Source organism: Pseudomyxococcus flavus, from assembly GCF_050038885.1.
Lineage (GTDB): Bacteria > Myxococcota > Myxococcia > Myxococcales > Myxococcaceae > Myxococcus > Myxococcus flavus.
On record NZ_CP143624.1, the window covers coordinates 6,910,008 to 6,923,383 of the forward strand.

Here is a 13,376-nt window from a genome sequence, read left to right on the forward strand (position 1 = left end):
GCGGCGGACACTACCACTCCGGGGGCCGCGCGGGGGGACCGCTTCAGCTCACTTCCAGCGCCACGGCGTCGAGGTACTCGGCCCCTGGGGACCCGGCCAGGGTCGGGTGGTCCGGCGGCAGCCCCGGGCGGGCCAGCCGGGTGGCGATGCGCGCCTCGCCCTCGCAGGCGGTGGCCACCAGCTCATCGAAGCTGCCCGGGGGGAGGGGCGGATGGTACCCCGTCACCATCAGCCAGCCCCCGTGTCGCGTCCTGCGCAGGGCCAGCCGCAGCAGTTCCGCGAATTCCTCGTCCGTCTGCGCGCTGAGCGTGTCCAGCAGCACCAGGTCGAAGGTGTCCCGGACGGCGCGCAGCACCTGGGCCGGCTTGCCCGTCTCCACCGTTACCCGGCCCAGCAGGCCGTTGGCCTCGGCGTTCTCCCGGGCCAGGTCCGCCGCGTCCGGGTTGGCGTCGAAGGCGAGGATGTGCCGGGCGCCATGTACGCCCGCGTGGACGAAGAGGCCGCCCACATTGCAGCTCGCGTCCAGCACGCGGGCCCCCTGGGCCATGCGCGCCACGAAGCGGCGCACCTCGCGCTGGTCATACGCGTAGCCGGTGCCCTGGCCGTAGGTGAGGTCCACGGTGAAGCGCGCGCCCAGCTCCAGCAGCCGGCACCAGCGGGGCGGGGTGCCATAGAGGACGTGGGGGCGCTGCGTGGGCAGGCCCAGGGCCTTGCGCCGCGCCGTGTCGTTGCGCAGCAGCACCGAGCCCGCACCCGCCACCTCCACCAGCGCGCGGGTCAGCTCCTCCTGGCGCGCGTCCATGGCGCGGGTGAGCGTCTGCACCACGAAGTGCGCGTCGTAGCGGTCCACGATGAGGCCGGGCAGGCCGTCCCCGTCATCGTTGACGATGCGGCAGAAGCGCGGGTCGTCCACCAGCCGGCCCCGCCGCTCGAAGGCGTGGCGGAGGTGGCGGGGGATGAGCCCCTCCACCGCCTCGTCCGGCTGGCCGAGCCGCCGCACCGCGTACGAGGCCTCCAGGTCCACGTCGCCCAGCCCCAGCACCGAGCCGTCCTCGTCCCGGAGCTGCACCGGCTCCCCTGGCAGCGGCGTCCCCTCCATGGAGACGATGTCCTCCCGGCGCAACCACGGCGCGCCATGGCGCAGGCGGCGAGCGGCGTCGCGGGACAGGTAGGTGCTGAGCACGGTGGTCGCTCCTCTCGCGGCGGCCCGCGGGCACCGGCGCCCACGGCGTGCTGCCAGGGAAGAACATGGGGTGCTTGCGCGCGGATGGCTGCCCGTCCCGGAGCGCCACGTCGGGGGGCTGCCGGGCGGGCGGGCGCGTGCGCCGTCCCCTCTGGCCTCAGCTCCCGGAGGGCGCGCGCTTGAAGGCCTTGGTGGTGACCTGGAAGAGCAGGGTGCTGGCCACCAGCGCCAGGACGATGCCCAGGCCGCGCAGCCGCAGCTCGTCGCGGAACACCAGCGAGAGGGCCAGCACGCTCAGCAGCACCACCGCCGCCACCCGGAGGACCTGGCCTCGCTGCAACGCCCCGGAGCGTGTGGGCCGGGCCCTCGCCAGCGCGGGGAGGCTCGCCGCCTTGCGCCAGGTGGTGGCCGTCTCCTCCCGGATGTCGTCCTCCGGGTCCACCAGCCCCTGGACATAGGCCCGCTCCACGTCCAGCAGGCTGGGGTAGACCAGCTCGCCCTCTGGCGTCCGCACGACGTAGCCCATGCGCCCTCCTCCCGGCCGTCCGTCAGGACAGCTCGGTGGCAATCTGCTCAGCGACGCGCAGTCCATCAATGGCGGACGACACGATGCCGCCCGCGTAGCCGCAGCCCTCGCCCGCGGGGTAGAGCCCCTTGAGCGATACCGACTGGAGGTCCTCGCCGCGGGTGATGCGGACCGGCGAGGAGGTGCGGCTCTCGATGCCGATGAGCTTGCCCTCCTCGCTGATGAAGCCGCGCATCTTCCGCTCGAAGGTGCGCAGGGCCTGCTTGAGCGACTCGGTGAGCCGCTCCGGGAAGAGCCGGTTGAGGTCCACGTGCGCCAGGCCGGGCCGGTAGCTGGTGCCGCCCGGGTCCTTCTTCACGCGCCCGGCCAGGTAGTCCGGAATCGTCTGGGCCGGGGCATAGAAGCGGCCTCCACCCAGCTCATACGCCTTGGCCTCCCAGTGGCGCTGGAACGCCAGGCCCGCCAGCGGACCGCGGAAGCCCTCGCGCTCGAAGTCCGCCACGGACACGGACACGACGATGCCGGCGTTGGCGTAGCGCGCGTTGCGCCGCGAGTTGCTCATGCCGTTGGTGCACTGGAGCCCTTCCTCGGTGGGCGTGGGCACCACGATGCCGCCCGGGCACATGCAGAACGAGTAGACGCCGCGCACCTCGCCGTCCACCTCCAGGTTCTCCGCCAGCTTGTAGTCCGCCGGGGGCAGGCGCGGATTCTTGGCCGCGCTGCCGTACTGGATGCCGTTGATGAGCGCCTGCGGGTGCTCGGCGCGGAAGCCCAGCGCGAAGGGCTTGGCCTCGACAATCACCCGGCCGTCGGCGGCGAAGCGCTCGTACAGCTCGCGCGCGGAGTTGCCGGGGGCCAGGATGACGCGGTCGCTCTCCAGCGTGCGGCCGTCGGACAGCTTCACGCCGGCCACGCGGCCGTCCTTGTAGAGCAGGTCCTCCACGCGCGTGCCGAAGTGCACCTGGCAGCCGCCGGCGATGAGCTCCTCGCGCAGCTTCGCCACCGCGCCGGGCAGCAGGTCCGAGCCGATGTGCGGCTTGCCGTCGATGAGAATCTGGTCCGGCGCGCCGTAGCGGGCGAAGGCCTCGATGACCTTGCGCACCATGGGGTGGTTGATGCGCGTGGACAGCTTGCCGTCCGTGTACGCGCCCGCGCCGCCCTCGCCGAAGTTCATGTTGCTTTCGGGGTCGAGCGTGCCGTCGCGCATCAGCTTCGCCACGTCCTTGCGGCGCGACACCACCTCGCGGCCCCGCTCCAGCAGGATGCTGCGCACGCCGCGCTCCAGCAGGCCCAGGGCGGCGAAGAGCCCCGCGGGGCCCGTGCCGATGATGATGGGCCACTGCTCCGGCGGCTTCACGGAGGGAAGGGGCTCGGGCGGCGGCGGCGCCTCGCCCACGTCGGGCGGCAGCTTCGCCGGCTTCTTGCCCCGGGCCAGCTCCACCTCCAGCGTGTAGATGTAGCGCGGGCTGCCCTTCTTCCGCGCGTCCAGCACCGAGCGCACCACGCGCACGGACGCGAGGTCGGAGCGGGTGACGCCCAGCTTCTCGGCGGCCCGCTGGCCGAGCAGCTCCTCCGGCTCGTCCAGCCACAGCCCGATGTTGTTCACCCGATACGCCATTGCCGTCCGCTCCTGGTGGGGCGCGTATCTCGCCGCCCCGTTGAAAGTTTGCAAGCCCTTGAAATCCGGGTGCGAACCCGCTGATGCACCCCCCCGCGCCAATCCCCCGTACCAGCGAGGAGTGCGCAACCGCGTTCGCACTGCCCTCCAGGGCCGTTCGGGGCCCTGGTCTACTTCAACCCTTGGGAAATGTTGAAGAATCCGTTTGGAAGGAAACGTGTGGCACGGGGGTTGAAACAGCGCCGTAGCGTGATTAAGCGGCGCCGCTTCTTCCCGGCCGCTTTTGGAGGCACTGACCTTGAGCACCGATCAAAAGGGCACCCGGATCCTGGCGCGCACCTTCTTCAACCAGCTGCGCGCGAGCGGCTACACCCCGCACCAGGTGATTGGCATCGCCACGGAGCTGCTCGAGCTGGTGACCACGGACCTCAAGGAGGGCGATAAGGCGGCGGCCGTCCAGGCCGCGCAGGAGCAGACGCAGGAGCTGCGTCCGCACGCCTGAGGTCCCGGGTTCTTCCCCGCGGGCGTGCGGGCTCCGGACGGGTTCCGGGGCTCCCGCCCGCGTGGGAGCAGCAGGGTGGTGAAGCGGACCGGCGCGAGCCGGTCTTTTCGTTTCGGCTGACTCGGAAATCAGGCCCGCTGCTCCCGCCTCCGCTGGTACGCAGCCGCTCCGGCGACGAAAAGCAGACCCGCGGTGAGGGCGGTGAAGACGCTGCTGGCCGTCTGGAGCGCCTGGAGCGCCATCAACCCGGCGCCGGCGGTGAAGGCGGCCACGTCCACCCAGACGGGGCGGGGCCGTGGCAGCACCAGCATCAGCACGCACGCCGTCAGCGGGAGGCCCAGCGCCACCTGCCGGATGATGGCGTCGGTGCTTGCGCGCACGGTGTCCCAGTTGTGCACCAGGATGGCGGCGAAGATGACCACCGTGCCCAGCGCGAGCACCAGCACGCCCGCGGCGGCCGCGTCCTTGGCGATCCGGGCCTTCTCGTCGAACTGCTGGACGGCCAGGTCCACCAGGTGCTCCAGCGCGCTGTTGAGGATCTCGGCGAAGAAGATGAGCAGCACGCAGAAGATGAGCGTCACCTTCTCCGCCAGCCCCAGCGGGATGCCGCTTCCCACCAGCCCCACCAGCACGGCGGCGACGAGGTGGATGCGCATGTTGCGCTGGTAGATGACGGTGTGGATGAGCCCCGCCCACGCGTGACCGAAGGAGGCGAGCAGCCCCGTGCCGTTGCGGGGAGGGAAGGAGGCGGGTGGCCGGGGAGGTGCGTTCATCGATGGCGGAAGCGCGGGGCACGCTAGCACCCGCAGGACCGATTGCCCCTCCGGTGTGAAGGGGTATGGTCCGACCCTGTGAAAGCCCCTTCCTACCTCCATCGCGTCCGTCTGGGTGGCCCACTTCTCGCGCTGTTGTTGACTTCCTCCCTGGCCCGCGCCAAGTCCCCCGCGCACGACCACGCGCTGGATGAAGGGGCGTGTGGCCTGGAGCCGCCGGGCGTGCAGTACCTGCCGGCGCCCGGGCCCCGGCCGCACGAGTCACGCCGCCTGTCGGCCCTGGAGCCGCCCGTGGTCCGGCGTGAACAGCCGGTGCGCGCCGGGACGAAGTCGGGCGTGCCGCAGACGCGCCAGCGCACGGGCGCGCTCTCCGGCAAGGTGGTGTACCTGAGCCCCGGCCACGGCTTCACGCGCAGCGCGCCGCTGAACCGCTGGGCCACGCAGCGGCCCAACACCTGGGCGGTGGTGGAGGACCTCATCTCCGCCGAGGTGCTCAACCAGTACCTGCTGCCCATGCTGACGGGCGCGGGCGCCACCGTGGTGCCGCTGCGCGAGCCGGACCTCAACGCGCGCATGGTCATCATCGACGACGGCCAGGCGGGCTACTCGGAGGAGGGCGACGCCTTCGAGGCGTCCGCGCAGCCGGGCTGGGGCGCGCCGCCCACGCCCATGGGCAACGCGGTGGAGCCCTTCACGCTGGGCACCACGCGGGTCATGGCCTCCGCGCGCACCGCCACCGCGAGCGCCACCTGGGCGCCCGAGATTCCGGCGGACGGCAGCTACCACGTCTACGTCTCGTACGCGGCCGACCCCTCGCGGGCCCCGGATGCGCACTACGTGGTGCGGCACGCGGGCGGCGAGAGCCACTTCCGCGTCAACCAGCGTCGCCACGGCGGGACGTGGGTGCTGCTGGGGCGCTTCTACTTCAAGGCGGGGCAGCACCCGGAGACGGGCGCGGTGGTGGCGTTGAACGACACCGCGGAGGGCGGCACGCTGTCGCTGGACGCGGTGCGCTTCGGCGGAGGCAGCGGCGTCATCGGCGATGACGCCATGGCGCCCCTGGCGCGGCCCCGCTACGAGGAGTCCGCGCGCTACCACGTGCAGTTCAGTGGCGCGCCGGCGGACGTGTATGCGCCCACGGGGGCCAACGCGTTGACGAACGAGCGCAACGCGGACGTCACCGCGCGCCCGCGCTTCGCCGCGTGGCTGCACGAGGAGGGGGAGGACGCGGTGTACGTGGCGTGGCACACCAACGCGTCCACCACCGGCAATGTGTCGGGGACGGAGGCCTATGTGTACGGGCCCAACCCGGTGGACGGCACGCTCAACTTCACGGGTTTCCCGGGCAGCGACGTGCTGGCGCAGGCGCTGCTGGACGAGCTGGCGCAGGACATGCGCCGCGAGGTGGACCCGAGCTGGCGGGTGCGCAACCTGCGCTCGGCGAACCTGGGCGAGGTGAACCCCCGGCACAACAACGAGATGCCCTCCGTGCTGCTGGAGGTCGCCTACCACGACAACGTCACCGACTCGAACCGGCTGAAGGAGCCCGCGTTCCGCCGGGTGGCCGCGCGCGCCATCCTCCAGGGGCTCATCAAGTACTACGCGGCCCGGGACGGGGTGCCCGTCGTCCTGCCGCCCGAGGCCCCCGAGGCGGTGGCCGCGCTCAACGGCACCGGCGGCACGGTGGAGGTGCGCTGGGCGCTGCCGCCGGCCAACCCGGACGAGGAGGGCCGCGACGCGCCCACCGGCTACCGCGTCTACCAGAGCGCGGACGGGCTGGGCTGGGACGACGGCACAGACGAGGCGGGCACGTCCTTCCGCACCACGCTGCCGCCGGGCACTGTGCGCTACTTCCGGGTGGCCGCGCTCAACGCGGGCGGCGAGGGCTTCCCGTCCGCCACCGTGGGCGTGCGGACGCCGGGCGACACGGAGGCCCCGGTGCTCGTCGTCAACGGCTTCGAGCGGCTGGACGCGTCCCAGGCCTGCGCCGAGCCCCTGGACGCCTATGACTTGCAGGCGCCGGTGCGCTTGCTGGTGGAGACGATGAACGACGGCACCTACGTGCGCCGTCACGGCGCCGCCCTGGCGCACGCGGGCCGGGCCTTCGACAGCGCGACGCGCGCGGCGGTGGCGGCGGAGTTGGTGACGGTGGGCGCGCCGTACCCGCTGGTGGACTGGTTCACGGGCCGGGGTGGGGTGGGGGGTGCCCGGCCTACGCGGGAGGAGCAGGACGCGCTGCGCGGCTTCGTGATGCAGGGCGGGCACCTGCTGCTGTCGGGCAGCCACCTGGCGTCCGCGCTCGCCGTGGGCACGGCGGAGGACCAGGCCTTCCTGGCGGACATCCTCCGGGCGGCGCCGGGCAGCGGGACGCCTCCGTTCTCGGTGGAAGGGGTGCCGGGCGACTGGCTGGCGCAGCTCGCCGGGGTGGGCCTGGATGACGGCACGCGAGGCGGCTACGCGGTGGGCGCGACGGACGTGCTGACGCCCGCGTCGGGCGGGACGACAGTGCTGCGCTACCTGGGGACGGACTGGGCGGCGGGGGTGGTCTCCGCGCCGAACGGGCGGGTGCTGCTGCTGGGGGTGCCCTTCGAGGGCATCGTCAGTCCGGTGCATCGCGCCGGGCTCATGTCCTCGTTCCTGGTGCAGGCGGGCCTGCTCGCCGAGGCGCCCGTGCCGCCGTCCGAGGAATCCGGCGCCGCGAGCCTGCTCACCGCCTGCGTGGCGGCGCGGGGCGTGGACCCGCATCCGCCGCCGGAGCCCGAGCCGGAGCCGGAGCCCGAGCCGCACGTGGTGGACGTGGTTCCGCAGTTCTATCCGCTGGGCGATTCCGGCTGTGGCTGCGGGGCGGGTGGGGGAACGGGCACCGCCGTCTGGCTGTTGCTCGGGGTGATTGTTCAGCTTCGGCGTGCGCGCCGTCGCGGGGATGTCGCCGGGCGTTGACTCGGCGGGTCGCGATGCCTACGGTCGGCCGCCCTCGAATTTGACGTGACGACCCGTGGGTGCCTGGCGCCCACAGCTCAAGGAGACGACGAACATGGCTACCCGGATTGCCATCAATGGCTTTGGCCGCATCGGTCGCTGCATCCTGCGCGCGGTGCTCAGCCGCAAGGAGGACCTCGAGATTGTCGCCATCAACGACCTCGACAAGCCCGCGGCGCTGGCGCACCTGTTCAAGTACGACTCCGTGCACCGCACCTGGCCGGGCACGGTGAAGGCCACGGAGAAGGGCATCGTGGTGGACGGCAAGGAGATCGCCGTCACCGCCGAGAAGGACCCGACGGCGCTGCCCTGGAAGAGCCTGAACGTGGACGTGGTGCTGGAGTGCACCGGCCGCTTCACCGCGCGCGATGCGGCGGAGAAGCACCTGAAGGCGGGCGCGAAGAAGGTCATCATCTCCGCCCCGGCCAAGGGCCCGGACATGACCATCGCCTACGGCATCAACCACAACGAGTACGACCCGGCCAGGCACCACGTCATCTCGAACGCCTCGTGCACCACCAACTGCCTGGCGCCCATCGCCAAGGTGCTGGTGGACAACTTCGGCATCGAGAAGGGCCTGATGACCACGGTCCACAGCTACACCAACGACCAGCGCATCCTGGACCTCACCCACGAGGACATGCGCCGCGCCCGCGCCGCCGCGCTCTCCATGATTCCCACCAGCACCGGCGCCGCGAAGGCCATCGGTGAGGTGATTCCGCAGCTCAAGGGCAAGATGCACGGCCTGGCGGTGCGCGTGCCCACCCCGAACGTGTCGCTGGTGGACCTGACGGTGAACACCGAGAAGAAGGTCACCGCCGAGGCCGTCATCGAGGCCTTCCGCAAGGCCGCCGAGGGCGAGCTCAAGGGTATCCTGGAGTTCAGCGACGAGAAGACGGTGTCGGTGGACTACAACGGCAACCCGCACTCGGCCATCTTCGACTCCACGAACTGCTTCGTGATGGGCGACAACATGCTCAAGGTCATGGCCTGGTACGACAACGAGTGGGGCTTCTCCAACCGCATGGTGGACACGGCGAAGTTCCTCGTCTCCAAGGGCGTCTAGTCCCAGGGGCGTTCAGGGCACCGAGAGGGAAGGACCGAGATGATCCGCTACATCGACGACCTGCAGCTGACCGGGAAGCGCGTCTTCATCCGCGTGGACTTCAACGTCCCGCTGGAAGGGCGGCGCGTGACCGACGACACCCGCATCCGCGAGGCGATGCCCACCATCCGGCGCGCGCTCGAGATGGGCGGGAAGGTCATCCTGGCCTCCCACCTCGGTCGCCCCAAGGGGCCGGACCCGAAGCTGTCGCTGGAGCCCGTCGCCGCGCGGCTCGCCGAGCTGCTCGGCGGCAAGCACGAGGTCATCCTCACGGATGACTGCGTCGGCGACGGCGTGAAGAAGCAGGTGAAGGAGCTCAAGGAAGGCCAGGTGGTCGTCCTGGAGAACCTCCGCTTCCACAAGGAAGAGGAGGCCAACGACGAGACGTTCGCCCGCGAGCTGGCGTCGCTGGCGGACGTCTACGTCAACGACGCCTTCGGCACCGCCCACCGCGCCCACGCGTCCACCGCGGGCATGGTGCCCTTCGTGAAGGAGAAGGCGGCCGGCTTCCTGATGCGGAAGGAGATCGAGTACCTGGGCAAGGTGCTCAAGAACCCGGAGAAGCCCTTCGTGGCCATCCTGGGTGGCTCGAAGGTGAGCGACAAGATCAAGGTCATCGAGAGCCTGCTGCCCAAGGTGGACGCGCTGCTCATCGGCGGCGCCATGGCGTACACCTTCCTCAAGGCGCAGGGCATCGAGGTGGGCAAGTCCCGCGTCGAGGGCGACAAGCTGTCGCTGGCCACGCGCATCCTGGAGGCGGCGCACCGGTTCAAGACGCAGCTGGTGCTGCCGGTGGACCACATCGTGGGCACCGAGCCCACGGAGAACAGCCCCGCGAAGGAGACGCCGGACAACGCGATCCCCGCGGACATGATGGGCCTGGACATCGGCCCCAAGACGCGCGCCATCTACGCGCAGCACATCCGCGACGCGAAGACGGTGGTGTGGAACGGGCCCATGGGCCTGTTCGAGGTGCCCAAGTTCGCGGAGGGCACCCGCTCCGTCGCCGCGGCCATGGCCATCAACACCCAGGCCACCACCGTCATCGGCGGCGGGGACAGCGCCGCGGCCGTGGAGCAGATGGGCTTCGCGGACAAGATGAGCCATGTGTCCACTGGTGGAGGTGCGTCCCTGGAATTCCTTGAAGGTCGCGAGTTGCCGGGCATCAAGGCGCTGGAGACGCGGTAGGCTCCGCGTCCGACACACCACTCACCCCTGGGGACCCCATGGCCACCACGCGTCGCCGGAAGATCGTTGCTGGCAACTGGAAGATGAACAAGACGGTACCGGAGGCGCTCGCCCTGGTGCGCGAGCTCCGGGGCCAGGTGGCCTCCCTGGGGGACACGGTGGAGGTGGTGGTGGCGCCGCCGTTCGTGGCGCTGCAGCCGCTCCACGTGGCGCTGGAAGGCGCGCCGCTGGTGCTGGCGGCGCAGAACTGCCACTGGGAGTCCTCGGGCGCCTTCACCGGGGAGATCTCCGCGCCCATGCTGGCCGAGCTGGGGTGTGCCTACGTCATCGTGGGGCACTCCGAGCGCCGGCAGCTCTTCGGGGACACGGACGAGCAGGTGAACCGGCGGGCGAAGGCCGTCCGCGCGGCCGGCATGACGCCCATCATCTGCGTGGGCGAGACGCTGGCCGAGCGGGAGGCGAACCAGACGCTGGCGGTGGTGGAGCGCCAGGTGCGCGGGGCGCTGGAGGGCTTCGAGGCCAAGGACGTGGCCACCTTCGTGCTGGCCTACGAGCCAGTGTGGGCCATTGGCACGGGGCGCAACGCCACGGCGGCGCAGGCGCAGGAGGTCCATGCGGCGATCCGGGGGCTGCTCGAGCGGCTGTACGACGGGGAGACGGCCGGGCGGGTGCGCATCCAGTACGGCGGCAGCGTGAAGCCGGACAACGCCGCGGAATTGCTGGGCCAGCCGGATGTTGACGGAGCGCTGGTCGGGGGCGCGAGCCTGAAGGCGGGCGACTTCGCGGCCATCGTCAAGGCGGCCAGTTAGAGTTGATCCTGGAGGCGGGCGGAAGAAGTTGTCACCCCTTCACCACATTGTGTAGGGTGCGCCTCCTTTTCACGGAACGTCCGAAAGAGTCCACATGCTGACCTTCGTCACGATCGTGCACGTCCTGGTGTGCGTGTTCATGATCTTCGTCATTCTGCTCCAGCCGGGGAAGGACGCCGGCATGGGCTCCGCGCTGGGCGGTGGTGCCGCCACGAGCGCCTTCGGCGGCCGAGGTGCGGTGACGTTCCTCAGCAAGCTGACCGGCGTGTTCGCGGCGCTGTTCTTCTTCAGCTCGCTCGGCCTGTCCTTCGTGGGGCTGCGCTCCTCGGTGGTGACGGGTGGTTCGGTCGCCACGCCTCCGGCCCAGACGGCCCCCGCCACGTCGGGTGAGGCGGCGCCGGCCGCTCCAGGCAGCATGGAGCAGCCGCGCGGCGAGCAGTCCACGCCGCCCGCCGAGGGTGGTGGCAACCCGGCGACGGGTGAGTCCGCTCCCGCGACGCAGGAGCCGGCTCCGGCGCAGTAGTCGCTCGCGGTACGCGGTTCGTAGGAAGAAGCTGATTCACGCAGCGGTTGAGATTGTCGTTGCGTGAATCAGGAAGCTCCGGTAGATGGACGCCGCAGCAAACGCCCAGGTGGTGGAACTGGTAGACACACCATCTTGAGGGGGTGGCGCCGAAAGGTGTGCGGGTTCGAATCCCGCCCTGGGCACTCCAAAAAAAGCCTCCAAGTCCTTGAGACTTGGGGGCTTTTTCGTTTGCTGCTCCGGACTGTAGCTCGACTGTAGCTACCGAGCCTCGTCCGAGGGCAGCGCGTCTCCTGTCGGCGTCGACGGCGGCCGAAGCTCCACCTTCAGCTTCGCCACCTCCGCGCAGAGCGACTTCCAGGGGAGCGTCGTGTAGAGGCTCACGATGTCCCCCTTCGGCCCGTGCGTGACCCAGGCGAGCTTGTCCCGGTCTGCCCCGTCCGCCAATGCCAGGCTGATGAAGGTGCGGCGGGTGTCGTGGACCCGCCGGCCTCGCAGGCCGAGCAGCTCGAGGTCCTCCCGGAGCTGCCCGTGGACGACGGGATCGCGCCGGTGCTCTCCACGCCGGGAGGGCACGACGAGGTCGTCAGCCGTGGTCGCTCGCCCTTGTTTACGCTCCCATCCTTCCTGGCGCCACGCTTCAAGGACGCAGGCGAGTACGGGGTGGACCGGCACCTCGCGAGGGCGCTCCGTCTTCACGCCCTTCTCCCGCCGCTGCTTGCGGTGGAAGGCCCTGGACACCCGGAGGCGTCCCAGGGGGCGGGCCGCGGCGTCCCAGGCGTTCCATCGCAGAGCTACCGCCTCGCCGATGCGCATTCCGGTGAGGAACAGGAGTGCGTAGAGGACGCGCCGGTCCTCCGGAAGGCGCGTGTCCGAGATGAGAGCCTCCACCTCCTCGCGGGTGAAGACCGCGGTGGATCGCCACTCCGGGTTTTTGTCCACCTTCGGGGGGAGGTCCCCTTTTTTGAGGACGCATGGGTTGCTCTCGATGAGTTCGTCGGCGCGAGCGTCCTCGAACATCCGGTGCATGAGGCCGTAGACGTGCCGCACCGTGCGGGGAGCAAGCTGCCCCTTCGCCGGTCCGATGCGGGTGCGGAGCTTGCGAATGAGATCCCGGACATGGCGCGTGCGCACCTCGGCCAGCGGGAGATGGCCAAGATCCGGCATGGCGTGGCGCTCAAGGCGGGTGCGGTCGTCTCGGGCGCTGCTCAGGCCGCGCTCCTCGCGATCGCGGACCCAGCGCTCGAAGTAGCGGCGGACGGTGAGGCCCTCGAACTGCGGCGCCTCGTGGGCGAGGCTCGCGGCCACCTTCCGCTCGACGATGCGGAGCAACTCGCGCGCCTCGTCCTCCCGGGTGAGGCCGGTCGACTCCTGGACGCGCTGGCCCCTGGCGTCCCGGTAAGCCATCCAGTACGTCTTGCCACGCAGGTACACGGTCCCCATCAGGGACACTCCTTTCGGTTATGGGTGGTGTTTCGGTGGAAGCGTCAGCGGGCGCGCCGCGCGAGGAGGCGGGTGGCCCGCTCCTCGAGGGAAACCGCAGCGTCGGCCGGGGATGGGCCGCGCTCCAGGAAGCTGAGGAGCTGGTCCTTGCGAATGCGCCACAACCGTCCAGTGCGGTGGCAGGGGAGGTGCCCGCGCTGGATCCATGCTCGCACCGTGGCCGCGCTCACCTGGGCGAGGGAGGCCGCATCCTTCACGGTGAGGAATTCGGTATCCGGCTGAACGACACCGCGCGCCTCCGCGAGAGCGGCGCGCACCTCCTCGCGCACTGCTTGGCGGACCTCGTCACGGATGATGAAGCGAACGATTTCTTCGAGTTGCGACACGACAGACCCGTGGCCACCGGGGCACGGCCGGTGCCTTTGCTTACGGACTGTCGGCCCCGCGAGGCGGCTGCGTTGCGCAGCCGGGACCGGCGGACGGATGGGCGAGGAGTCCTTCCTGTCGGAAGGTGGCCTTTCCTCGCTCGAGAGAGCGTGGCCTTCATGCCGGGCGTGTGCCCGCGCTGGTGGGGGCCAGTGCCCCGGCCGTACCGCCGAGAGCTCCTTGCCACCTGAGGAGGGTATCGGCCTTTGGCGCGTGCCCTCCCTTGATTCAAGAGTAGGGCTGATGCGTCCGGCGTTCAAGCTAGCTCGCCGGGACCGTGCAACCAGCTTGACGGGTTGCC

12 protein-coding genes and 1 tRNA gene are annotated in these 13,376 nt (G+C 70.8%); 7 read left to right on the forward strand and 6 right to left on the reverse strand.

Translation table 11 applies throughout. The features are described from left to right. Nucleotides 1-43: 43 nt before the first annotated feature. From VZL07_RS29000 to VZL07_RS29010, 3 genes are all read right to left on the reverse strand, one after another. Nucleotides 44-1,183 carry a class I SAM-dependent rRNA methyltransferase gene (locus VZL07_RS29000; protein WP_426751110.1) on the reverse strand — a complete coding sequence of 380 codons (1,140 nt, stop codon included), beginning with the start codon at nucleotides 1,181-1,183 and terminating at the stop codon, nucleotides 44-46. 157 nt (nucleotides 1,184-1,340) lie between these two features. Next, on the reverse strand, nucleotides 1,341-1,709 hold the full coding sequence (locus tag VZL07_RS29005; RefSeq protein WP_426751111.1) for a hypothetical protein: 369 nt from the start codon (nucleotides 1,707-1,709) through the stop codon (nucleotides 1,341-1,343). A gap of 22 nt (nucleotides 1,710-1,731) precedes the next feature. Continuing rightward, nucleotides 1,732-3,327: an NAD(P)/FAD-dependent oxidoreductase gene (locus VZL07_RS29010; RefSeq protein ID WP_426751112.1), complete on the reverse strand. Its 1,596-nt coding sequence runs from the start codon at nucleotides 3,325-3,327 to the stop codon at nucleotides 1,732-1,734. A gap of 298 nt (nucleotides 3,328-3,625) precedes the next feature. Between VZL07_RS29010 and VZL07_RS29015 the strand changes: the two genes are divergently transcribed. Beyond that, nucleotides 3,626-3,829, forward strand: coding sequence for a hypothetical protein (locus VZL07_RS29015; protein WP_426751113.1), 204 nt, complete (start codon nucleotides 3,626-3,628; stop codon nucleotides 3,827-3,829). A gap of 128 nt (nucleotides 3,830-3,957) precedes the next feature. On the opposite strand, the gene VZL07_RS29020 is transcribed toward VZL07_RS29015, so the two are convergent. Further along, the gene (locus VZL07_RS29020) at nucleotides 3,958-4,602 is read right to left on the reverse strand and encodes a diacylglycerol kinase family protein (RefSeq protein ID WP_426751114.1); all 645 of its coding nucleotides are present in this window, start codon (nucleotides 4,600-4,602) and stop codon (nucleotides 3,958-3,960) included. A 78-nt stretch (nucleotides 4,603-4,680) separates the two neighbouring features. On the opposite strand from VZL07_RS29020, the gene VZL07_RS29025 reads away from it, so the two are divergent. The 6 genes from VZL07_RS29025 to VZL07_RS29050 all read left to right on the forward strand — a co-directional run bounded on the left by VZL07_RS29025 (nucleotide 4,681) and on the right by VZL07_RS29050 (nucleotide 11,391). Next, on the forward strand, nucleotides 4,681-7,542 hold the full coding sequence (locus tag VZL07_RS29025; RefSeq protein WP_426751115.1) for an N-acetylmuramoyl-L-alanine amidase: 2,862 nt from the start codon (nucleotides 4,681-4,683) through the stop codon (nucleotides 7,540-7,542). A 94-nt stretch (nucleotides 7,543-7,636) separates the two neighbouring features. Beyond that, nucleotides 7,637-8,647: a type I glyceraldehyde-3-phosphate dehydrogenase gene (gap, locus tag VZL07_RS29030; RefSeq protein ID WP_426751116.1), complete on the forward strand. Its 1,011-nt coding sequence runs from the start codon at nucleotides 7,637-7,639 to the stop codon at nucleotides 8,645-8,647. 39 nt (nucleotides 8,648-8,686) lie between these two features. Then, the gene (locus VZL07_RS29035) at nucleotides 8,687-9,874 is read left to right on the forward strand and encodes a phosphoglycerate kinase (protein ID WP_426751117.1); all 1,188 of its coding nucleotides are present in this window, start codon (nucleotides 8,687-8,689) and stop codon (nucleotides 9,872-9,874) included. 38 nt (nucleotides 9,875-9,912) lie between these two features. After that, a complete protein-coding gene (tpiA, locus tag VZL07_RS29040) occupies nucleotides 9,913-10,683 on the forward strand; it encodes a triose-phosphate isomerase (protein ID WP_426751118.1) in 771 nt (256 codons plus the stop codon). 94 nt (nucleotides 10,684-10,777) lie between these two features. Then, nucleotides 10,778-11,206, forward strand: coding sequence for a preprotein translocase subunit SecG (gene secG / locus VZL07_RS29045; RefSeq protein ID WP_426751119.1), 429 nt, complete (start codon nucleotides 10,778-10,780; stop codon nucleotides 11,204-11,206). A 103-nt stretch (nucleotides 11,207-11,309) separates the two neighbouring features. Then, nucleotides 11,310-11,391, forward strand: a tRNA-Leu gene (locus VZL07_RS29050). 76 nt (nucleotides 11,392-11,467) lie between these two features. Here VZL07_RS29050 and VZL07_RS29055 read toward each other — a convergent pair. After that, a complete protein-coding gene (locus VZL07_RS29055) occupies nucleotides 11,468-12,649 on the reverse strand; it encodes a tyrosine-type recombinase/integrase (protein WP_426751120.1) in 1,182 nt (393 codons plus the stop codon). 44 nt (nucleotides 12,650-12,693) lie between these two features. Continuing rightward, complete coding sequence (locus tag VZL07_RS29060; RefSeq protein WP_426751121.1) at nucleotides 12,694-12,978, reverse strand: helix-turn-helix domain-containing protein; 285 nt, start codon at nucleotides 12,976-12,978, stop codon at nucleotides 12,694-12,696. Nucleotides 12,979-13,376 lie beyond the last annotated feature (398 nt).